Annotated in this window: 25 protein-coding genes and 1 pseudogene; 12 read left to right on the plus strand and 14 right to left on the minus strand. The window is 59.4% G+C overall.

Going from position 1 to position 20811, the window contains the following annotated elements; genetic code table 11:
* Positions 1 to 115 (plus strand): annotated as a pseudogene (locus tag J4P41_RS14640) (IS5/IS1182 family transposase); the annotation flags it as partial.
* A gap of 36 nt (positions 116 to 151) precedes the next feature.
* On the opposite strand, the gene J4P41_RS14645 reads toward J4P41_RS14640, so the two are convergent.
* The 11 genes from J4P41_RS14645 to J4P41_RS14695 are packed head-to-tail and all read right to left on the minus strand — an operon-like array spanning position 152 to position 9031.
* Entirely contained in the window at positions 152 to 1192 is a 1041-nt protein-coding gene (locus J4P41_RS14645) for an EscU/YscU/HrcU family type III secretion system export apparatus switch protein (RefSeq protein ID WP_426067695.1), read from the minus strand.
* Positions 1189 to 1980, minus strand: coding sequence for an EscT/YscT/HrcT family type III secretion system export apparatus protein (locus J4P41_RS14650; protein WP_426067696.1), 792 nt, complete (start codon positions 1978 to 1980; stop codon positions 1189 to 1191). The genes J4P41_RS14645 and J4P41_RS14650 overlap by 4 nt, the downstream gene beginning before the upstream one ends.
* 2 nt (positions 1981 to 1982) lie before the next feature.
* Positions 1983 to 2255, minus strand: a complete 273-nt coding sequence (locus tag J4P41_RS14655; protein WP_010505123.1) for an EscS/YscS/HrcS family type III secretion system export apparatus protein — start codon at positions 2253 to 2255, stop codon at positions 1983 to 1985.
* 18 nt (positions 2256 to 2273) lie between these two features.
* The gene (gene sctR / locus J4P41_RS14660; protein ID WP_426067697.1) at positions 2274 to 2954 is read right to left on the minus strand and encodes a type III secretion system export apparatus subunit SctR; all 681 of its coding nucleotides are present in this window, start codon (positions 2952 to 2954) and stop codon (positions 2274 to 2276) included.
* Complete coding sequence (locus tag J4P41_RS14665; protein ID WP_426067698.1) at positions 2954 to 4030, minus strand: FliM/FliN family flagellar motor switch protein; 1077 nt, start codon at positions 4028 to 4030, stop codon at positions 2954 to 2956. The genes sctR and J4P41_RS14665 overlap by 1 nt, the downstream gene beginning before the upstream one ends.
* The gene (locus J4P41_RS14670; RefSeq protein ID WP_062502739.1) at positions 4027 to 4566 is read right to left on the minus strand and encodes a hypothetical protein; all 540 of its coding nucleotides are present in this window, start codon (positions 4564 to 4566) and stop codon (positions 4027 to 4029) included. The genes J4P41_RS14665 and J4P41_RS14670 overlap by 4 nt, the downstream gene beginning before the upstream one ends.
* Positions 4542 to 6434, minus strand: coding sequence for a FliI/YscN family ATPase (locus J4P41_RS14675; RefSeq protein WP_426067699.1), 1893 nt, complete (start codon positions 6432 to 6434; stop codon positions 4542 to 4544). The genes J4P41_RS14670 and J4P41_RS14675 overlap by 25 nt, the downstream gene beginning before the upstream one ends.
* Positions 6431 to 7054, minus strand: a complete 624-nt coding sequence (gene sctL, locus J4P41_RS14680; protein WP_426067700.1) for a type III secretion system stator protein SctL — start codon at positions 7052 to 7054, stop codon at positions 6431 to 6433. Before sctL ends, J4P41_RS14675 begins: the two co-directional genes overlap by 4 nt.
* Entirely contained in the window at positions 7051 to 7674 is a 624-nt protein-coding gene (locus J4P41_RS14685; RefSeq protein WP_010505134.1) for a hypothetical protein, read from the minus strand. The genes sctL and J4P41_RS14685 overlap by 4 nt, the downstream gene beginning before the upstream one ends.
* Complete coding sequence (gene sctJ / locus J4P41_RS14690) at positions 7671 to 8414, minus strand: type III secretion system inner membrane ring lipoprotein SctJ (protein ID WP_167347199.1); 744 nt, start codon at positions 8412 to 8414, stop codon at positions 7671 to 7673. Before sctJ ends, J4P41_RS14685 begins: the two co-directional genes overlap by 4 nt.
* Positions 8415 to 8419: 5 nt before the next feature.
* Positions 8420 to 9031: a hypothetical protein gene (locus J4P41_RS14695; protein WP_426067702.1), complete on the minus strand. Its 612-nt coding sequence runs from the start codon at positions 9029 to 9031 to the stop codon at positions 8420 to 8422.
* A 206-nt stretch (positions 9032 to 9237) separates the two neighbouring features.
* On the opposite strand from J4P41_RS14695, the gene J4P41_RS14700 reads away from it, so the two are divergent.
* A complete protein-coding gene (locus J4P41_RS14700; RefSeq protein WP_426067703.1) occupies positions 9238 to 9864 on the plus strand; it encodes a hypothetical protein in 627 nt (208 codons plus the stop codon).
* A gap of 310 nt (positions 9865 to 10174) precedes the next feature.
* On the opposite strand, the gene J4P41_RS14705 is transcribed toward J4P41_RS14700, so the two are convergent.
* A complete protein-coding gene (locus tag J4P41_RS14705) occupies positions 10175 to 10525 on the minus strand; it encodes a hypothetical protein (RefSeq protein ID WP_426067704.1) in 351 nt (116 codons plus the stop codon).
* 84 nt (positions 10526 to 10609) lie between these two features.
* Between J4P41_RS14705 and J4P41_RS14710 the strand changes: the two genes are divergently transcribed.
* From J4P41_RS14710 to J4P41_RS14740, 7 genes are all read left to right on the plus strand, one after another.
* The gene (locus J4P41_RS14710) at positions 10610 to 11005 is read left to right on the plus strand and encodes a SctD/MshK family protein (RefSeq protein WP_426067705.1); all 396 of its coding nucleotides are present in this window, start codon (positions 10610 to 10612) and stop codon (positions 11003 to 11005) included.
* Between the two features lie 30 nt (positions 11006 to 11035).
* Positions 11036 to 11407 (plus strand): hypothetical protein, encoded by a 372-nt coding sequence (locus J4P41_RS14715; protein ID WP_215762996.1) that lies wholly within the window; start codon positions 11036 to 11038, stop codon positions 11405 to 11407.
* A 4-nt stretch (positions 11408 to 11411) separates the two neighbouring features.
* A complete protein-coding gene (locus J4P41_RS14720; protein ID WP_426067706.1) occupies positions 11412 to 11747 on the plus strand; it encodes a hypothetical protein in 336 nt (111 codons plus the stop codon).
* Complete coding sequence (gene sctV, locus J4P41_RS14725; protein ID WP_426067707.1) at positions 11744 to 13870, plus strand: type III secretion system export apparatus subunit SctV; 2127 nt, start codon at positions 11744 to 11746, stop codon at positions 13868 to 13870. The genes J4P41_RS14720 and sctV overlap by 4 nt, the downstream gene beginning before the upstream one ends.
* An 88-nt stretch (positions 13871 to 13958) precedes the next feature.
* A complete protein-coding gene (locus J4P41_RS14730; RefSeq protein ID WP_426067708.1) occupies positions 13959 to 14729 on the plus strand; it encodes a response regulator transcription factor in 771 nt (256 codons plus the stop codon).
* Between the two features lie 106 nt (positions 14730 to 14835).
* Positions 14836 to 16257: a type II and III secretion system protein family protein gene (locus tag J4P41_RS14735; protein ID WP_426067709.1), complete on the plus strand. Its 1422-nt coding sequence runs from the start codon at positions 14836 to 14838 to the stop codon at positions 16255 to 16257.
* Entirely contained in the window at positions 16254 to 16967 is a 714-nt protein-coding gene (locus tag J4P41_RS14740; RefSeq protein ID WP_426067710.1) for a hypothetical protein, read from the plus strand. The genes J4P41_RS14735 and J4P41_RS14740 overlap by 4 nt, the downstream gene beginning before the upstream one ends.
* Here J4P41_RS14740 and J4P41_RS14745 read toward each other — a convergent pair.
* Complete coding sequence (locus J4P41_RS14745; RefSeq protein WP_426067711.1) at positions 16904 to 17788, minus strand: tetratricopeptide repeat protein; 885 nt, start codon at positions 17786 to 17788, stop codon at positions 16904 to 16906. The genes J4P41_RS14740 and J4P41_RS14745 overlap by 64 nt on opposite strands.
* A gap of 108 nt (positions 17789 to 17896) precedes the next feature.
* Between J4P41_RS14745 and J4P41_RS14750 the strand changes: the two genes are divergently transcribed.
* The 3 genes from J4P41_RS14750 to J4P41_RS14760 all read left to right on the plus strand — a co-directional run bounded on the left by J4P41_RS14750 (position 17897) and on the right by J4P41_RS14760 (position 20226).
* Complete coding sequence (locus J4P41_RS14750; protein ID WP_426067713.1) at positions 17897 to 18385, plus strand: hypothetical protein; 489 nt, start codon at positions 17897 to 17899, stop codon at positions 18383 to 18385.
* 90 nt (positions 18386 to 18475) lie between these two features.
* The gene (locus tag J4P41_RS14755; protein ID WP_426067714.1) at positions 18476 to 19555 is read left to right on the plus strand and encodes a protein kinase domain-containing protein; all 1080 of its coding nucleotides are present in this window, start codon (positions 18476 to 18478) and stop codon (positions 19553 to 19555) included.
* Positions 19552 to 20226 carry a transglycosylase SLT domain-containing protein gene (locus J4P41_RS14760; protein ID WP_426067715.1) on the plus strand — a complete coding sequence of 225 codons (675 nt, stop codon included), beginning with the start codon at positions 19552 to 19554 and terminating at the stop codon, positions 20224 to 20226. The genes J4P41_RS14755 and J4P41_RS14760 overlap by 4 nt, the downstream gene beginning before the upstream one ends.
* Positions 20227 to 20267: 41 nt before the next feature.
* Here J4P41_RS14760 and J4P41_RS14765 read toward each other — a convergent pair whose 3' ends face one another.
* Positions 20268 to 20447, minus strand: a complete 180-nt coding sequence (locus tag J4P41_RS14765) for an IS3 family transposase (protein ID WP_426067716.1) — start codon at positions 20445 to 20447, stop codon at positions 20268 to 20270.
* Positions 20448 to 20811: the final 364 nt, after the last annotated feature.

The following is a 20811-nucleotide window of genomic DNA, read 5'->3' on the forward strand; positions in this document are numbered from 1 at the left end:
GATTATGTTCGGGAGGCTCAAAGACTGGCGGCGGGTCGCAACACGCTATGACAGATGCCCAAATGTCTTCTTCTCAGCCATCTGCCTCGCTGCAACCGTCATCTTCTGGCTATGAGTCCTGAGCCTAAGGCCAAGAACATACTCTTCCGCATCACACGGACGTATTCTGGATCGCATGCGCAACGGAATTGAAAAAAGCCTGCGTTATAGTCATGCCTGGCCTGAAATTCTTTTTCAGATCACCCGCCAGTTCGCGGTTCCAGCACATGGGAACGCCCTGCTCGCGCGCTATCGTCCGATATTTCTCGGCAGCGCCCCCCTGCCCGATGCACACCACGCGCGGCACAGGCGTATCTCCCGGCTTGTAGCGTATTCCGATCGTTACGCCCTCCTGACAAATCATCAGCGTTGCCTGCTTGGGGCCAAGTTTCGCGGGGGAACGGCGGTTTTCGTTGGCAATTCTCACCCGCTGCATCTTGATCTGCGGATTACCCTGCGTTTCCTTCCGCTCGTTTTTCAACTCTGTCTGGGTCATGCGCATTTCATGCATAAAAAAACGCTTCTGGATCATCAGATCGGCGATACCAGTCGCCAGATAAAAAGCACACGCACCCAGCATCATCGGTACCACCAACGCCGAGAGAATTTTCGGCCACTCTGTTGGAGCCATTTCCGGTATACGGATTAGATCGTTCACTTCGTGCAGGACGATCGCTGCAAGCGCCCCTCCGAATACAAGGACCTTCAAAATCGAGAGCGCCAGATCAACGAAATTCTTCGGCTTGAACATGTTCTTCAAACCACCGATCGGATTGAGCTTCTCCAGTTTCGGCATCAGCGGATCGATAGAGAAAATGAATCCGCGATTGATCAACAGACCCGCGAACAATGCTGCCCCGATAGCCAGAAGTAGCGGCACAAGCGCGCAATGAAGCAATGCGCCTTTTATCGCGCCCGACATATCGCGCACTGCTTCATCAAAAGGAAGGGTCGTAGCCGCGCCCGCCACTGCAAAGAGTCTCCCGAGCCGTGCAGAAATAGACGAGGCGCCCGTCAGCACCCAGCCGATCAGAACGATCGAGATCATGGCGGATTGCATGTCGGGGGCCTTGGCAAGGCGACCCTTTCTGCGCTCATCCGTCAGTTTTTTGGCGGATGCCGGAAGGTTCCGCTCTTCGCTGCTGCCACTCATGGTGCCAGCAACCCTCCGAGATCATGCATAATGGACATATCCAGAATGTCCCTGCGCGCATAAACGACGAGCCAGGAAGCGTATCCACACATCATCAACGTGAAGGCCAGATTCCTGAGGGTGGGCGCGAGATCGTAAAGATGAAGTTTAGGGATCGCGCGCATCAACAGAATGATGCACCCGTCACACAGCAGCATGGCCAGAATGACCGGCACCGCGATTTTCATGGACAGGATTTCAAAACGGTCGAGCAGACCCAGCGCGGTCGTCGCAAAACCGGGCTGTGGGGTCAGACCGAGAACCAGAGGAGGCCATGCAATCTCTGAATCCACGATAGCCTGATCGAGAAACCCGAGCCCGTTACCAATGACGTACAGCGCGACAGTCGTCATCGCCAGCAGCGAGGCCGACAGCGACTCCTGCTCCCCATCGGGTTCGGAAGCCTGTCCCTGTGTCGCGCTTCTCTGGGTATCAAGCCACTCCCCCGCGCTCTGCACGGTCCATATCGGCAATCCTGCAAGGAAACCGATGATGACGCCAATCATCATCTCGCGCGCGCCAATCAAAGCCAGCGAAGGCAGGTTGAGGGACGTCTGCTGCAGGTCTCTGTAGAGTCCGGGAATTACCGGCAGCCCTACGACGAACGCGAAAGCCCCCCGCACGACGCCTCCCAGTTGCGCCCGCGTGAAAACTGGAAGAACCAGAGCCGCACCCGCAGGCCGCCCCATCGCAATCGCAACCGCGGACATCAGCGGCATCAGACTGGTCGTGAAATGTGCCGCCGGCATCGTCAGCTGCGCGTCATCACGGGGAAATCGTCGAAAATATGCTCCGTAAACGTCAGCAGAGGCGGCAGGAGTGTCCCGCCCATGAGCAGAAGTGTGGCGCAGACCGCTACGACCTTGAACGTCAGTGGCATTGTCTGATCCTGAAGCTGCGTCACCGCCTGCAGTATTCCAATTGCAATACCGATCACCGTAGCGATTAACAGCGGTGGTCCTGCAATCGAGGCGAACAGGAAAAGCGCGGCTGAAAGCTGCTGCGTCAGTCCTCCGTCATCCATCGGCAAACCTCCCTTCCATCATGCATAACTCAGCACCAGACCATGCAGCAGCCGTGTCCACCCACCAGCCAGAACGAACAGGAGCAGTTTGAGCGGAACAGAAATCGTGTTTGGCTGCACCTGTGACAATCCCATGGCAATGAGGATCGTCGTGACGACGAGATCGATCACAATGAAAGGCAGATAGATAAGAAACCCGATCTCGAAAGCTCTTTTGAGCTCCCCGGTCAGATAGGCCGGCAACAGGACCGGAAGAGAGTCGGGCGCGAGAGTGGCCCGCATGTCTTCCGGCCAGAGCCGTTGCGCCGAATTGACGAAGAATGCCCGCTCGCGTGGCTGGGTAAAGCGCATGAGATGCTGGGCCACCGGGGCCTGGGCAACTTCGTAAGCCTGCACGTAATCACTGATGCTCTCGTATTTCAGGCCTGCATCCGTGACATTTTGATAAACTTCCTTACCCATCGGGGCGGAAATGAAGAGCGTCAGGATCAGGGCAATCGAATAAAGCACCACGTTCGGGGGGGACTGCTGAATCCCGAGCGCGGTGCGCAGCAGGAACAGGACGACTGAAATCTTGACGAAAGAAGTTGTGGAAATCACCGCCAGCGTCAGAAGTGCGAATGCCAGCGTCAAAATCAGCGCGGTGACGAGATTTGTGGACGCGAACCCGCTTCCCATCATTGCTCCTGCCCCCTGCATCAGGCGTTGATCCGTGTCAGCCGGACAGCCAGTGCGGCTCCGACTTCCACCAGTTCGCCCTCTCCGATGCGCCGCCCATGCGCCAGCACCGATACTTTCTGGTCACTCAGGGAGCCGATTTCGATAACATGCCCCTCACCGATTTCCTGCAACTCGCCAAGAGTAAAAACCCTGCGTCCGATCTCGAAACTCAGCGGCACCTGAACGGTATCGAACTGCACTTCAGGAACTTCGGTTTCCGGAAACTGCTCTGCTTCGGGCGAGGAAAAGAGAGGTGGGGCGGCCGATCCGTCTGTCATGTGTCCGATCCATTCCGGTAAAGAAAATTGTGCAATATCCTGCCAACCACCCTGTATAACGATCCTGTACCCATCGTGAACCGCCAGGGTCGCCAGCGCCTCTCCGGCCACGAGCGCCACGCTCCGCCGGGCAGTTGGGCCGATGACAATCCCGCAGCCCGGCCTGAGCGCACGCACCTCTGCCACGGAAAGAGACATGCCCCCAACACGAAGGCTGACCGCCACCGGCGGCGCCTCGAACGTGCGGATCAGAGCCGGAAAATGCGGCCTGAGCGCCGAAAACGTTTCCTGCGCAAGATGAAGCAGCCCGTCGAACACCTCTTGCGCACCAAATGAGACCCTGAACCCCACACGCAGTGGCGATTGCCCAGAAACGGCCTCCTCGAATTCGACCGGTCTGGCACAACTATCGAAGCGCAGGATGGACAGTGTGCAGCCCAGTCGCGTCTCGAAATCCATCAGAGCTTCGTTAAACACCATCTCGACAAGAAGAATAGCGATATCGCTGTTTAGGGGCGCGCGCGGCTGAGGCTCGGCCAGACGCAGGATCATTCGCAACAGACCGCGTGGCAACAGGCATTGCCCTTCCTGCGCGCCGATCTTCAATTGCAGACAGAGCCAGTCTTCCCCCGGCGAAAACGGGGGCAGGAACGCGACACTCCAGATATCCGGTTCAACCGGAATTTTGAGCGGGTACCGACCGAAAAACTCCGAAACGGCAGGAGAATACGCAAGCGTGGGCGCCCTGTACGGGCGTACGGTATCTTTCCGGCTCATGACCCCTCGAAATCCCGGGCGGCATGCCGCATCAGAGCCAGATCCTCCAGTTCCTGTTCGTCCAACGCTTCCTGTTCGCGCCTCTCTGCGTTCCGGGCTTTGTCGAGCAGGCGTGCAGCATGACCGCAACGCTGGTCGAACTCCCGGTGCGCCCGCCATGCGAGCGCGGCAGCCTCGTCCTGCTTTCTGGCCATGTCAGCCCGCAAACCCACATCCTTCTGGAGCGCAATGGCTCGATCTGCCAGCGCCCCCAGATGATCGTGCCTGTCCCGCAGGGCCTGCGGACTGACCGTACCATGCTCCAACGGACGGTTCATGCGTGCCGTACCTTCCGCCTCCACCGCACGCCAGTGCTCACGGTGGCTGTCAAGAACGGTCTGGCTGCGTTTTACGTCCTCCCACCCGGCATGAGCCTCCTGGGTGCGTAACAGAGCGGTCTTTCTGGCCTGTGCCGCGCGCAACTCGCGCAGGCGCAAGAGTTTCTGCGCCATCGGAACGGGAATGACCGTCATCAGCCCAACAGTCGGGTCATCCATTCCGTCATCTCCGCAAATGTTGTCCGCTCCTCGTTGCCCTGCCGCAGCAACCCCCTCATCTCATCGATTTTTTCAATGGCTTCATCGGCCAGCGGATCACCACCGGGCTTGTATTCTCCAACCTGCAACAGGAACGCGACATCCTGATAGCGCGCCCAGAGCGCCCTGAGCCGATCGGCTCGAACCTGATGCTCCGCAGACGTCACGAGGCTCATCACACGCGACCGGCTGCTCAGAATGTCGATTGCCGGATAATGCCCCGACGCCGCAAGCGCGCGGGAAAGGATGATATGCCCATCTAAAATCCCGCGTGTTTCTTCCGCGATTGGATCGCTCTGCCCGTCTTCCACAAGAACGGCGTAAAAGGCAGTGATGGAACCCCGCTCTCCCATTCCCGCCCGCTCCATGAGCTTGGGAAGAGCCGTAAAAACGGACGGTGGAAAGCCCCGTCGGGTCGGCGGCTCGCCGGCGGCAAGACCAATCTCGCGCAGGGCACGTGCAAAGCGCGTAACGTTATCGACGAACAGAAGGACCTTGAGCCCCAGATCGCGAAAATGCTCCGCAATCGCGGTCGCAGCCTGTGCACAGGCCACACGTTCCGCCGCCGGCCTGTCCGACGTTGCCACCACGACGACCGAACGGGCCAGCCCATCAGGCCCGAGGTTATGCTCTATGAATTCCCGAACCTCACGGCCACGCTCCCCGACCAGCGCGACAACCGTGACATCCGCATCGCTTCCCTTGACGATGGAGGCCATCAGCGTGGACTTTCCGCCCCCTGCCTCACCATAGATCCCCAGACGCTGCCCCTCCCCACAGGTCAGGACGCTGTCGATCGCGCGAAGGCCGATCGGCAGAGGACGGTCGATCATTCTGCGTCGCATTGCATCGGGCGGACTGGCTGTAATCGGGGCGCTGGGGCCGGACGGGAGTGGTCCTTTACCGTCCATGGGCGCTCCGAGCGCATCCAGAACGCGACCCAGAACACGCTGCCCGACCGGGAACTGACGCCGCCCACCCGTCGGAAGAACCTCCGTCTCAGCGGAAATGCCCTCCAGATTGCCCATCGGTGCCAGAAGGACCTCACGCCCGGCCAGCCCCACAACTTCAGCGTTCATACTCCAGTCCCGCTTGCGGTCCCGCAGGAGGCAGAGATCACCAACCGCGACATTGGGCAAAATCGCGCGGATGATCGTTCCGGTTGCAGCAACGACCCGCCCCTGAACCGGATGGGATTCCAGCGATGCCGCCTTGGAGCGCAACAGTGGAAGCAGGTGCCGCATCCGCTCGACGACATGCCCCGGGTCTTTGCCGTCACCCCTCCCTTCCCCAAGATCGGGCATGCCGGAATCGCCGTTCGAAAACCCACGACTGCTCCCTCGCGAAGGCGGCTCCCCGATCCGTCGTTGCGCGCTTTCGTCAGTCCGCACTATCTCAGGAGAAGCAGACTCGCCAAAATCGGGGCCTTCCGGCACCGCTCGCAGCCGCTTCAGGCTCCGCGTCCCGACGAGACCATCACGCGAGGGCGGGACCGATATGTCATGCTCACCGCACGGGCTTGTTACAGACGCACCACCCGCCATATTCGGCCCTGTCTCCCCGGAATCGTCGCCCTGGCTACCGCCCGACTGTCCGTCACGCCTGATCGAAATACCCGCAACGGCGCCTTCAGGCGGATGCTCATCCGGTCCGACCGGCCTGACTGGCTCTTCCGGTATAAAAGGTCGTGGGTTCTCCGCTATAATACTTCGCCCTGAATCCTCTGTAGAGGCCAAGGTGGAATAGGCGGACGACAAGGCTGCTAGCAGCGAGATATCCTGCTGTACCGATGTGACTTCAGTGTCCGACAGCGCTGGCCGTGATGTCATGATCCGTGCCCCGGCGTGTCCGCCAGATCGGCCAGCTGATCCCACTGCGCCGCAAGACGCTCGCGCAGAAGACGCGTCTGGTCGGCGATGCCGAGCTCAGACACGCCGAACTCGCTCTCCAGAACACACCGGCCGGACGCCAGACCTGCGTCCACCTCGATGTGCACGCCACTGTCGCTGTCCTGAAGAAGGGGCATGAACTCCGCCAGAGGCGCGACACAGTCCGGGGCAATCCGAAGCTGTGCTACCGTCCCGCGCCGGATGCGTGACAAGCCATGTTCGATTGCCAGTGGCAGGACATCGCTGATATCCACGCGCCCGAGCATGTCAGCCACGATATCCGCGACGATCTCCGGCAGGCTGCACTCAAGATTTTGCAGCACCTGCGACGCGGCTTGGGCAGATGACATGATCTGCTGCGCCATTTCCACACGCGCTTGCGCACGGCCCTCCTCCAGACCACGCTGCTTTTCTGCGTCGTAAGCGGCTCTGGCAGTGCCCCTCAGCCGACTGGCGTCCGCCAGAGCGCTCCGATAAGCTGCCTGCGCCTCACACCACAGGGTCATCTCTTCAGGGTTCAGGATACGCTGTTCGGGGGAGAGCGTGGCGAATTCGGTCATATACCACTCTCCTCTAATGCTTCATCTTCCTTGACGTTTGCGGGAGCGAAGAAAGTCGCGATAACGTGCCGGATGATGGCATCGCTTGTCTCAGGCGCAGCATCCGGCAGCCCCACAGCGGGCAGACGTAGTGTAGCTGCTTTCTGACAGGTCGGTGACACCTGATCGCGCCATCGCACCAAGCAACGCCACCCCCAGTCATTGATCGCAGAAGCCAGCTCTTCCGCGCCTCCCTCAATAGTCGGCAGCACAATGGGCGAAACAATCTGGACGGAATGTCGGATCCCGAACATACGCGCCGAAGTGCCTACTTCCCGGTTCAGGACGGCTATTGACGCCGTATCGACATATCGGGCCAGAGCCCGACCGAAGATCAGAGCCCCCATATGCCGTCCTGCCACTTCCACCTCAAAGCGCGGACGGTACGCCAGAACGTCGAAATCCGACGCGGCCTGTTCCGGGCGGTCAATGCGATAGTCTATGAGTTTTGCCAGACGATGCGCCAGACGGTCACACCGCTGGATCCGTTCCACCGTCTCGCGCCGCAGCATCGGCATCGCGCGCTGGAAATGGGACGGATGAAGGTCGACAAGTGTTTCGGTCGCGTTCGCCCTGCTCATGCGGCCCTGTCGGAAACCACGGCAACCTGCGTCGTTCTGGAGGTAAACCTCTTTCCACGAAAGCGCCTCCAGAGATACCACCCTCCCGCAAGCGACGGCCAGAATACAGCCAGAACCCATCCTGTTACTGCAAGAGGACCGGGGCCAGCGGGCGTGAGCGGGATATTCTGTGATTGAACAGGAATCAAAATGACCGAAACTCGGTCATAGCTCAAATCCTGCACGGCGTTGGCGACGAGCTGCTTGATCTTCGGGATCAGCGTCCCGGCGCTGCTTCCTTCGTCGTAACGCAGGACAACGGCGGCCGTGGCCGGTTTTTCCACACCTGTCACAGGGTCACTGGCTGACGCCGCAATATGAACCCGCGCATCCACGACGCCATCAATATCATTCAGAGTGCGGTCAAGCTCCTGACTGATCCCAAAATAAAGCTTGGCACGTTCCGCCGCAGGAGAACTAATAAGCCCCTGCTGCTGGAAAACCTTGTCCATGCTCGCATATTCATTCCGCGGATAATGCGCCGCCTTCAGGACATTGACCGCATCGGCAATCCGGCTGCTGGACACCTCAATCGCACTGCTTCCATCCTTGCTGATCACGCGGTCAGCAGAGATCCCGTGCTGAAGCAGAATGGCAACCATCTGCATCGCATCCCGTTCGGATAGCCCGGTATAAAGTTCGGACTGGCACGCCGTCAGCCCAAGACACAGGATCAGCAGAGAAGCAGAGACCCACCTCACTCCCATCATCCACCCTGACTCAGCAGACTTTTAAGCGTGCTGGCCATATTCTGTGACGCCACGGTGATGACATGCGTTTCGAACTCGGCATTCGTCAGTGCGATCTGACGTGAAATCGACTCATTATAGAGCTGTTCGCCCTGCTGCTGGATCCGCCCGAGTAGGCTTTCGGGATCTGTTGCCGAACGGGCACCCGCATGATGAGCCGCCAGGACATCATGTTTTGCGGAGGGATGCGAAATCCCACCGCCCGTATCCATACCCGTCGTCACGCCATTTTTGTCATACAGCGTCTGAGCCGATATCGCTGATCCCGCACGGTCCGGCGCTAGCCCCTGCGGAGCGAGAGCATCGAGCCGGCCGAAGCTGCTGCCAATACGACTCAGGCTATCGAGAATACGGTCGCCCAGTGTCGGCCCCGACTGTACGGGAACGATCTGACTTATGGGAGATGCAGGAATGGCTTCGGAAAAAGCAAGCTGCGTCCGTGCCGTATCGTGAAACGCGGCGAAATCAGCCTGATGAAACGCCCCAGCCGGCGCAGGGGCTGTAAGCGAGGGCGTGGCAGACGCAGCCTGACTGGCAGCGACGGCGGCAATTCCGGCCAATCCAGACATCGTCCTTCTCCCTTTTTCGTGTCGACCTTCGCCAGTCTCGTGCTGCCCCAGACCTCGCATCATATCCTGACTTCAACCTGACCAGCTCTGCACCCTACCTCGTCCCGGCGACAATTGTATCGGTTGACCAAACCGTCCCCCTAATGCATCCAAACACGAAAGCATCACGTCTGCCCGGCGTCGCCGATTGAGGATTTGCATTTGCCATGACGCCGACAGGTGACGGTCTTCAGGTCAATTCCCCGAACAACAGGGCGACTAGGTCCTCTGTGTGGGCGCTTGCGAAAACCACCGTCCATGTGGGGCTGACAGTGATCGCTCTGTCACAGCCACTCCGGGCAGCCCCGCTCTACCTTCCCGAAACGGGGCAGTTCACGATGCTTCAGGGCAGCGTCATTCAGGCTCTGGACCAGTTCGGCGCGGATATCGATCTGCACGTCTCATCTGATCCGTCCCTGACCCAGCCAGTACGGAAAGGGCTGACGGCCTCTACCCCACGTGGATTTCTCAACCGTATCTGCACGGACTACCATCTCGACTGGTATTTCGATGGCCAGACCCTGTTCGTAACGCCTGCGTCGGAAACCGTCTCCGAGGATGTCGCACTCGATGGCGTGCCGTTTCCGACCCTGACGAAATCCCTGAAAGCCCGCCAGATTTCCGATGCACGCTTTCCCGTGCGTCGCACGCCTGACGGGCAACATATTGCCGTCTTCGGGCCACCCCGCTTCCGCACCATGGTCAACCAGACGATTGCCGCACTGGGCGAAGTTCAAAGCGATGGCGTGACGATCTATCGTGGCTCTACGATGCAGAAAATACCCCCCCGATAAAGGTCAACACGTCTTGTCAGTGGGGTTCCCATCGCGACCCAATCAGAATTATGAAAATTTAGTGAATCTTCCTTGCAGGTTCCTCACAAGTCGATAGTTTCTTGATAGCAAGATTAAGTTACAGACAGAAACCTATCTTAGCAGCGCCTGCTGGTTCCGGTCTCTCCACTGTTTCCAACCATCCATTGCTCTGGGACAAACGGCAATTCACCTGCTTTCCGCCCCTTCATTCGCCCTCCACGTTCTTTCCGGCCTACACGCGGATGCGACATGTGAAATCGGCGATCGCCCCGTAACGATCGGCTCCGGGTCAGATGCGGACATCACTCTGCTCGACGAGGGTATCCAGCCATCCCATCTCGCCGTCGCCCCACTTCCAGGCGGACAATTCAGATGCACGGCCCTGGCTGAAGGTGTCATCATCAATGACCACGTTCTGGACAGCGGAAAAAGCCATAGTTTTGCACTCCCGATTGATATCAGGATTGCGTCCGTTCCACTGAGCATCACGGACACCGCAACCGCAGAGACTGGCCATACCAGCGCTTTCCCCATCTCCCGGCTCCCATCCCTTTTTAGTGCTCAAAGCCTGACACGAAACATCGTCATATGTGTCGCAGGCATACTCGGACTTGTCCTGTTGGAAGGGATTTTCTGGCATCCAGCCTCAAGCCCTGCTCAGCCCGCGTCTTCGCCTTCGACAGGATCAGAGGCGGTCTCGGATCTTCCAGCGCGGAAACAGAACATGACGCTGAGCGATCACGATCTTGGAGAGTCCGTGATCCACGAACTTCGCAACCATGATCTTTTCGGGCTGGCCGTCCGTGTTTCCGGTGGCGTCGTGACAGTGAGCGGCGCAGTCCCCCATGAGCGGCTGACAGCGTTCAGGGATGCGGAGCAATGGTTTGACGCATCTTATGGCCAGCAGTATACGTGGATTTCCGACGCCAAAGAATCGCCAAATAAAGTACTGTCCTTGCCGATACAAAGTATATGGTTGGGAAAAAGGGCAAATGTGACCATAAAAGGGCAGAGATATTATATTGGATCCATTCTGGAATCCGGTCAGAAAATTACTGATATTTCCGACCATAAAGTCTCAGTTCTTGATGGACATGATGAATTTCTCGTGACTTACTAATCAGATTGCCATTTGAGGAGCGTTATTCTCATGAGCCGCATCCCGTCCCAACCCATGATCCGCCTTGACCATGCAATCGAGGAGGTCGTGACCAATACGCCGGATGCCGCTATCGCACCTGACCTCGTCGCATTCCACAAGACCCTGTCGGTGCGCCAACATGCACCGGAGGGGATAGAGCCTCCGACGCTGACGGACGCGCTTTTCCTCCATCTCATGCCACACCTGAAAAGCGCTGGCATTCTCAGATCCGACCAGCGGAAAACACTTCTGACGCGCCTGGAAGCGCGAGCGCAGAGCAGTTTCGGCCCCGTCGTGCCCGGTGGCCTGGAGGCACTGTCTTTCGAGCTGCACAATCTTGAACTGCTCATGCGCTACCGCGACAGTCTCATCGGAGGGTGATGTCTTGGATCAGGCCCAGCGCGACCTTCTTCTATCGCTCGCCTATATGTATGCGTCATGCGATCGCGAGCCACGTGCCCTGCCGTTATTGTTGCTTGTCGCGGCTGAAAACCCCGATGACTGCGACTGCCTACGTCTTCTGGCTCATGTCTACACCGCGATGAAACGCGGTGAGCTGGCGCTTGTCGTACTCGACAGGATCAGGCGCCTTCGCCCTACCGAGGAGCCCGGCGATGCTCTCCTGCGCGCACGGGCCCTTCACAGAACCGGTCGGCTCAAGGAAGCACAGACCGCTTTCTCAGTCTTCGCCCAGTCGAATGTTCGGGCTCTTGCCTTATGAAGAACTTCCAGAACGCATTTCGCCTCGTCTCTCAACGCCAGGATCTTGCACTAGTTGCCGTGCTGGTGCTGACGGTTGCCATGCTGATCATGCCGATGCCCGCCGCGCTGGCTGACATACTGATTGGGTGCAATCTCGCGTTCTCCGCGCTACTGTTGATGGTTGCGGTCTATCTCCGCTCCCCGCTGGATCTGACCGCGCTTCCGGGCATGATCCTCGTCTCGACGGTTTTCCGCCTGGCTCTGGAAGTCACGGTGACACGCCTCATCCTTACGTCCGGAGACGCAGGCACGATCGTCGCCACGTTCGGAGAATTCGTGATCGGGGGCAATATTGTCGTCGGCCTCGTTGTCTTCGCCATCGTCACGACGGTCCAGTTCATCGTAGTCACGAAAGGTACGGAGCGCGTTGCAGAAGTCGGGGCCCGGTTTACGCTCGATGCCATGCCCGGCAAACAGATGAGCATCGACAGCGATCTGCGCTCAGGCGACATCGATCAGACTGAGGCGCGGAAGCGGCGTCAGGAACTCGCCAGCGAGAGCGCCCTGCACGGCGCCATGGACGGCGCGCTCAAATTCGTAAAGGGCGACGCAATCGCGGGTCTTGTGATCATCGGCGTCAATCTGGCGGGTGGAATTGGCATTGGGGTTGCACAGCGCGGACTGAGCCTGAGCGACGCGATGCACACCTACACACTCTTGACGGTTGGTGACGCACTAATCTCGCAAATCCCCGCACTGCTCCTGTCCATCGCAGCGGCGGTTGTCGTCACGAGAGTAGGCAGCCACGGGCAGGATCTTGGAAAGGAAATGGTCGGACAGTTGACGGCAGACCGGCGCGCGCTTCTGGTCGCCGCGATCATGCTGCTGATCATGGCGATGATTCCAGGCTTCCCCAAGTCCGTGTTTCTGGGGCTGTCGATTCTATTTCTTCTGGGCAGCCGCCCTGACTGGAAGAAACTTTGGGGCCGTTTTTCCCGAACCTCCCTCGAAAGCGCGGAAGCGGAAGAATTCGCCCGATCGGTCACGACGGAATCTACGGCTGCCACGGCCGTCGCCGACAGTTTCTCCCCCCTTCTGGCCATATCCCTGTCACCCGCCGTCATGCGTGTCATGGACAGACCGCGCCTCGACCGGCTGCTGACCATCGCCTGCGAGGATGTAGAAAGCGATCTTGGCGTCGTCTGCCCGAAACCCGCGATCCGATCGACTGCGGAGACCGACGCCTTCCATTTCTCGATCGATCTGGAAGATGTTCCGGTCGAGGAGCACGATGCTCTGCCCAATCATCTCCTTCTCCACGACGATCCGGTTCATCTGGATCTCGCCGGGATAGCCAGTCAGAACGGCGAACCATTGACCGACAGCGGGGCCTCGCTCTGGATTGCACGGACCGATGAAACACGCCTCAAGGCAGCCGGTATCGGCTATCTCGACCTGCCCGCCATCATCGCGAACCGCTTCCGAACGATCGCGCGCAAACATGTTGGTCGGTTCATAGGCCTTCAGGAAGCTCGCCGTCTCGTCCTGCGTCTCGAGCCCAGTTACGGCGATCTAGTGCGCGAGGCCATGCGGATCGTCCCGACCCAGCGTCTGGCCGATATTCTGAGACGTCTGGTCGAGGAGGGCGTGCCACTGAAAAACATGCGGCTCATTCTTGAAACCCTCGTGGAGTGGGGGGAGAAGGAAACCCGCTCCCTCATGCTCGTGGAATATGTCCGGCAGGCTCTTTCCCGGCAGATCTGTCACCGCCACGCGGGCTCTCACAAGGCGATGGCGGGCCTCGTTCTCGGCCAGGATGTCGAACAGGCTGTGCGTCAGGCCGTCAGGGACACGTCCGGCGGCTCGTTTCTCGCGCTCGATCCGGATGTTTCCCAGCGTCTGCTCTCAGCGTTCCGCACACGGCTGTCAGTCGAGGGTCGTCCGAAAAACGCGGCCCAGATGACACCGATCGTCATTACCTCTGTTGATATACGCCGTTTTGTACGCGGCTTTCTCGTACGTAACGATCTCGATCATCCTGTGCTCTCCTATCAGGATCTCGCAACCGAATTTCCCGTCCATCCCATCGGGTCGATCAGCTTGGGGCTTGCCGGAGAAATCTCCACTGCGGCGCAGGCCTGATGACCATGCACCATTATTTCTGGCAGCGCGTGCGCGCACGACACCATGCAATCCCCGCCATGACACAGAATAAGGGAAGGCTGACACGATGCGACTGATGACCTTGCTCAAACAGGAAACCGGCTTCCGGAACCTCGTGCAGACCATCCATGCCGCAGGATATGGCGTGGACAGTTTTCATTCCTCAGCAGAGGCCAGAGAGGCCCTGTTCGCCAACAGTTACGATCTGATCGTGGTGGATCAGTATTTCTGCAACAAGGAACAGGGATGCTATCTTCTCGAAAGGGACTGGCGCGATGTCGTAAAAACGCCCTACGTCATCATGATCGCGACGGAAGAGCAGAACCGTATCTTCGCGCTTGAGAACGGCGCAGACGACTGTGTGAGCCATAGCGTCAATCCCCGCGAGCTGGTGGCGCGCATCCGGGCCATTCTCCGGCGTCCACAGGAGTCCGTGCAGGAGCATTACCGGTTTGAGGAACTCTCCCTCTGCCTACAGAGCCGGGAAGTGCGCGTCAATGACGTCCTCCTGCCACTCCAGAGGCGCGAGACGGCCATTCTGGAATCACTGATCCGCCGCAAGGGAAAGGTCGTGCCACGTTCGGGGCTGGAGCACGACGCCTATGGCGCGCTGGCCGATTGCTGCCCGAACGCGCTTGAGGTGCGCATCAGCCGCATCAGGCGTCAGCTCGGCAGCGTTAGATCGTCGCTCACCATTGAGGCTGTGCGCGGCGTCGGCTACAGGCTGGCCCCCAGAAGCAAAACTAGGCGCCCCCAAACGCAGGCCGCCGACCCCGGTGGATATACGGCTCACGCGCACAGATCGGCAATTCCGTCCCTTTCCCATGCGACAACCTAGCTTGCCGTTCCGCAAATCAATATCCCGGCAGAACGCGGTCCGGTCCGCCGGGTCCTTCCCGCCCCGAAACCTGCGGCCGGGAAACCCAGAAACACGGGAGTTCCTCTTGTCATCATCGACCGGAACACTTCGTTCCCTTTTTCTCCTGTCCGGCCTTGTCTTCGGTCCGGGGGTGGGCGTTGCATTGGCCCAGGAGCCCGCCCCTCAGAAAAGCACATGGCATGCTTCCCGGTCGATGGAGATCAGCGTGGGTGGCGGCCAGATCATCCATTTGCCACGCGCGACGTCGAATATCATGATCGCCGACCCTGCAATTATGGACGTTCAATACACGGCACATAACACCCTGTTTCTGTTCGGGAAGAAACCAGGCCATACAACCATCATCATTCTGGACCGTAACGGCCAGACGATGTTGTCTTCCGACGTGACGGTTCATGACGATATGAGCGCCATGAAAAGCGCCATTCTCGCTGAAGGCGGACATAATATCACGGTTCAGGAATCTCCCCAGGGCGTAGTGCTGAGCGGGTCCGTTCCCGACGCACGCGCCGCCGCTCATCTAGGCGAACTGGCGCGGCAATATGCGGGAGACGGCAAGGCCGTGCTCAATCGCCTGACGATTGGCGCCCCCGTTCAGGTGAGCCTCCGCGTGCGCGTGGCGGAAGTGCAGCGCAGCGTTTCGCAAGAGCTTGGCTTCGACTGGAGTACGGTTTTCAATAATGTCGGGTCATTCGCCATCGGTGCTGCAACGGGCGGCCTCGGAGGCAATGCTGCAAGTTTCATTACCGATGCCGCCCGCAGCATGAACGGCGTTTCCGGCAGCTATACCAACGGCCACGGATCCGTTACTGGAACACTGGATGCCATGGCGTCAGAAGGGCTGGCTACGATGCTCGCCGAACCCAACCTCACGACGATGTCTGGCGAGCCTGCGACCTTTCTCTCAGGGGGCCAGTTTCCCGTTCCCATCCCCCAAGGCTTCGGCACGGTGGGCATCAGCTATCAGAGTTTCGGCGTCAGCATCGCCTTTACACCCACCGTTCTGGCGGACGGAACGATTTCCATGCATGTCGCCCCGGAAGTCAGCACGATCTCGACCGCGGCCAATGACGGTGCCTACTCGTTCCCAGGAACCAACGGCTCATCCGTTCCCGCAATCCGGACAAACCGTGCTGATACGACCATACAGCTTGCATCAGGTCAGAGTTTCGCCATTGGCGGTCTGATTTCCAATAATGCGCAGAACGCAATCTCCAAGGTTCCGGGCCTTGGAGACATCCCGGTTCTGGGTGCGCTTTTCCGCTCCACATCCTTTCAGCGCAATGAGAGCGAACTGATCATCGTGGTCACGGCCTATGTTGTGCATCCGGGAGATAGCGTTCCCGAACTTCCAACCGATTACGTGCGCCCGACGACGGCGCTGGAATCCCTACTGCTCAACCGAACCGCCGTCAGCACACAGACATCACCCGACCCAGAGCGCATGCCTCATCTTCACGGCGCGGGAGGCTTTCTCTACCAATGACACGCGCAGCTTTCATTGTCCTGTGCCTCAGCCTCACCGCTCTCGCGGGGTGCAACGAGAATACCGCCATCCAGAAAGCGGTTTCCCCCCCTCTGCTGCTTAGGCAACTGGTCCATAGGGGTTCGCTCTCGGCTTATAGCCCTGATTCCGATATCCGGCAGGCCATCGCCTCTCTGGGGCCGGGCCGCGATATCCATGCGGTCATCAATACCGCAAACCCGCGGCTTTCGGCCCTGACGGAGGCGGCGCTGATTCGATCCGGTGTGAACGCAGCCCGGATCAGACACACATCCGATCCGTCCATGACGTTCGTTCTGTACGCCTATACGCTCGTCCTCCCTGAATGCGGGGGAGCGCTCCGACGCTCGTGGTTTGGCGATGTTTCAGGCAGCATGACGGCTCTTGGCACCTGCACACAGGCCCGCGCCCTCGGGCAGGAACTCGATAACGCTGGAGATCTGGTCGATCCTGCACAGCTTCAGCCCGCAAACGGCGCCCGCTTCGGGCAGGTTGTCGAACTGTGGGAGAAGCATCAGGAGAAGGGTAGCCAGCAATCTTCAGGCAGTTCTTCCATCACCGGACCGGGGGGAGGCAGCGGAGGATCGACAGGGACGCCAGGGAGTGCAGCGCTTCTGGGAAATACCGGTCAGTCGGCAGGGGTGGACGGCATGACGTCCCTGCCCCCGCCCCCTGCCGCGAGCAATGAATAGAAGAGGGCATTCTCGCGGCGGTCGCTGTCCGTGGCGGCCGCCCCCGTTCCAGAGCGGCGGGCATTCTGAACGTCCCCCTCCAACGCGTAGATGATGGCGATATTGCCATCGATGGTTGCAATCTGCGCGTCCGACGCGCCCTGCTCCACAGCCAGTGTCCGCAATCGACGGAGGTCGGAGAGAGCCTCGGCTTTATGCCCGGCCAGAGCCTGGGACAATGCAAGATCATTCTGGGCCGAGAGGCTTGACGGGTCGATCGCAAGAGCTCTGCGATAAGCGGTCTGGGCACCAGCATGATCCTGTGCCGTATCGAGCGCCACACCCATTGCGATCTGTAGGGCCGCATCATCGGGCCGGGACGTGATCGCCGGCCGCAAAAGCGCGATCGCGTCCTGATTATGACGCGAGGCCGTCAAAAGGCGAGCCAGAACGACCGTCAGCCGCATCTTCCCATTCTCAGCCATGTGCGGGAGTGCGCCCCGCACAGCGGAAATCGCCTCCTCTGCTCTGCCGGAAGACGCGAGCGCCTCCGCATAGGACAGGGCAAAACGGAGATCGTCGGGCTTCAGCGCCACGGCCTTTCCGTAAAAAGCAGCCGCTGTCTTCATATCGTTCTGGCGTGCGGCGGCATCGCCAATCCGGGCAAGCGCCTCGGGATCCTGCGCCGCCCTGCGCTCGCGCGAGGCGTTCTGGGACTGGACGTCTGACGTGGACACACACCCCCCTACGAGTCCGCACGCCAGAAACAGGCCTGCGGTTCCCATCCGGGCCAGTATACGCGCGGACGATCGTGTCCGGAGGCTCATATCGGGCATGGTCATCGTGAATTCATCATCCTCTGCGAAGCCATCTGACCGGATGGATTACCCAGGCCGCAGCCGATAGAAACATTCGGAGTCAAACGAGGTCAAGCACCCCCACTCCGGATAATGATCCAGACTAATGATAGGGTGACGCTACCGCATTCTTTGTCCATCATGCAGCACCCGCTTCCGTCAAAACTGGTCTGTCGCGTTATGCTGATGTCTCGCATTCTGTCCTCCCTGTCGCCTTCCGCCCCGATGCGGAGGGCCCTGCGCGTGCGTTTCGGCCTTGTGGGCGCACCGGGTGTTCTCGCGCTGCTGACCCATTCACTCTGGGGCGCCGGGTCTTGGGGAGAAGATATCGGCTTGTCGGTGCTATGGTGCTTGACACTGGCCGCGCTCTGCCTGCTGGTGGAACTGACGGTCCTTCGCCGTCTGGAAATCGTCACCTCAAGTCTGGTCTCGCTCAGTCTGGGCCATTTCGACGACGCGCCGGTACTGAACGACCCTGATCCAGATGCGGTGCACATGTCACGCGCAATGACACGCCTGCACCGGGGCTATTCCGGGGCTATCCGCCTGCTGGATGCGGACGAAAGCACACCCGCAACCTGATTGCATCCTGTTCGCGCTCGCACATCTGCCCAGAGACTGTTATCACACAGGCTCTGCCCTCGGGGCATTGCGTCAATATCCGGCATGAGCATGACAGCGGAATCGCCCTCTTCGTCCGACACCCCACACCGCTTTCAGGTTACGACGTTCATCCGGCGCGATCAGCGTGGTGTGCTTCTGAACGCCATCGACTGTCAGAGCCTGGCCGATGTCAGCCTCCGCCAGATCGATCTGCGCCAGTTCGACATCAGGGAGAGGGACGCATATCGCGCGCGCATCAGCCGTCAGATCCAGCAGGTCTCGGGTTTTGGCCATCCTGCCGTCCTCAATTCGCACGGACTTGTCGTAGAGGGTGATGATGCCTTCATCATCATGGACCCTCTGGCTACGGCCCGGCCTCTTGAGGAGCGCCGGGGCATGTCCGTAGACATCGCCGTTTCCCTGATCCTGCAGGCGCTCGATGCCTTCGAGGCCGCCCACCGACAGCAGCTTGACCTGACCGATCTCCGGCTCAGAAATTTCTTCGTAACGCCATCCCATGACCTGAAAATTCTGGAGTTCGGCATCACACCGGGCGACGTGGGAGACCTTTTGAACCCCGCTCTCGCCCGTCCGGAGGACGCAGCACTCATGTCGCCAGAACAGGCAGTCGGGGAGCCTTGGGCACAGTCTTCCAATATTTTCTCGGCAGGATGCCTGTTCTACTTCCTCCTGTCCGGGAACCTTCCCTTTCAGGGCAGCGACTATACCCGCACGGTCATACAAATCGTCGGCCATCCCCATGCGCCGCTTCTGACCCTTAGCCCCGATCTCCCGCCCGCACTGGCAGAGGTAATCGACCGCGCGCTTGCCAAAAACCCGGCGGACCGTTTTGCGGATATCGCGGCATTTCGCAATGCGGTCCTTGCTGCCATACGCAACCCCGCTTTCCAGGTCGTGAGCCCGGATGACGTCGCGCGCCTCGCGGCCGTGTTGCAGGACATCATGGGACCGACAGGCGCGGTCATCCTGCGCAGGGCCCTTCGCACCACACGCAATACGGCCCACCTCGTCGCCAACTGCGCGTCACATTGCGGAGATGCGGCGGACAGTGTCCTGGCACGCATGACTGATGTTCCGGCAGACCCGATATCACACTCTGCCGCCGACACGCAGGCCTACCAGCCGTGACGCTGCCGCCCTGCGCCATAGAGGCGGCCGCAGCCTATCATGTTCCGGCGAGCGCGGTGGAACACCAACTCTTCACCCGAACGCGGCGGGGCGTCGGCGCGATGGCCATCAGCCCGGCCAGCCTGCCGCTCCTCGCCAGCTCCGGCTTTTCCGAAGATGCCGTCCGGCGCAATATGTGCGTGAATATCGCCGCCGGAACATGGCTGATGGCGCGCGCCCGGCTCGTGCCTCGGCCGACCGGGTCTCGACCGCTTCTTGCGCCTGTCGCGTACAGCGATAATCGCTGTGTGACCGCAGCGGCCTCCCGATATCATCTTCCCGTCATTCTGCTTCAGGCGGTCCTGAAAACCGAGAATGGCAAACGGGGCACTATTTCCAAAAACAGCAACGGCAGCTACGATATCGGTCCCGCTCAGATCAACTCCATCCATCTACCCGAACTGGCGCGCCTTGGTATCAGCCGTGATGCTCTTCTTGCGGATGACTGCCTGAACGTCCATGTCGGCGCGTGGATACTGTCGCGCAATATCGGGGCCTCGACGCCCACGGATAGTCGGAAGTTCTGGGAGCGCATCGGGAACTATAATTCCGCAACCCCTATTTTCAACCACGCCTACCAACTCCGGATCTGGCATAACCTACCCCATATCGGGCCGGCCCTCCGGCGATAAACTGGACGTGTCACGGTTTAGTTCCGGACCATGGGTATCTGTTAAGCAACGTTGTGCTCATGATCCAGAGGACTTTTCCACTGGAGTGCGGAATGCCGCCTCTGCGCGTTGTAGAAATTGTTGATGTAAAGAGTGATGGCCTGCTCGACTTCCTGACGTGTGCTTAAGGCCTGTCGCCACAAGAGTTCTGCTTTCAGGGTTTTGAAGAATCTTTCCGTCACTGCATTATCCCAGCAGTTTCCATTTCTGCTCATGGACACGAGAAAGCCTTTGACGCACTCCGTGAGACGTCAACGTTGCAAGTTGAAAACGGAACTGTCGTTTAATCGCATTTTTGACGTTTATCCATCGAAAAACGGACATTCACCTCCCCCCTAAAAAAAGCAACATTCTTTGAATCTCACCAGCCCTACGGCTCGCGTCGGAAATCTGCACACATTTCCACGCCAACGCCTAGGTGTTTAGTCCCGTGTTTTGATGGGGTATTATTTTCACGAGAGTGGAAGGAAGCCTTATGGGACAGATACGTCATGGCAGCGCCACGACCACGCACGCCGTGCGAGCAGCACTACAGCGATCGCAGGC

Origin of the sequence: Gluconobacter sp. NFX36 (assembly GCF_049887835.1) — a bacterium.
Lineage (GTDB): Bacteria > Pseudomonadota > Alphaproteobacteria > Acetobacterales > Acetobacteraceae > Gluconobacter > Gluconobacter japonicus_A.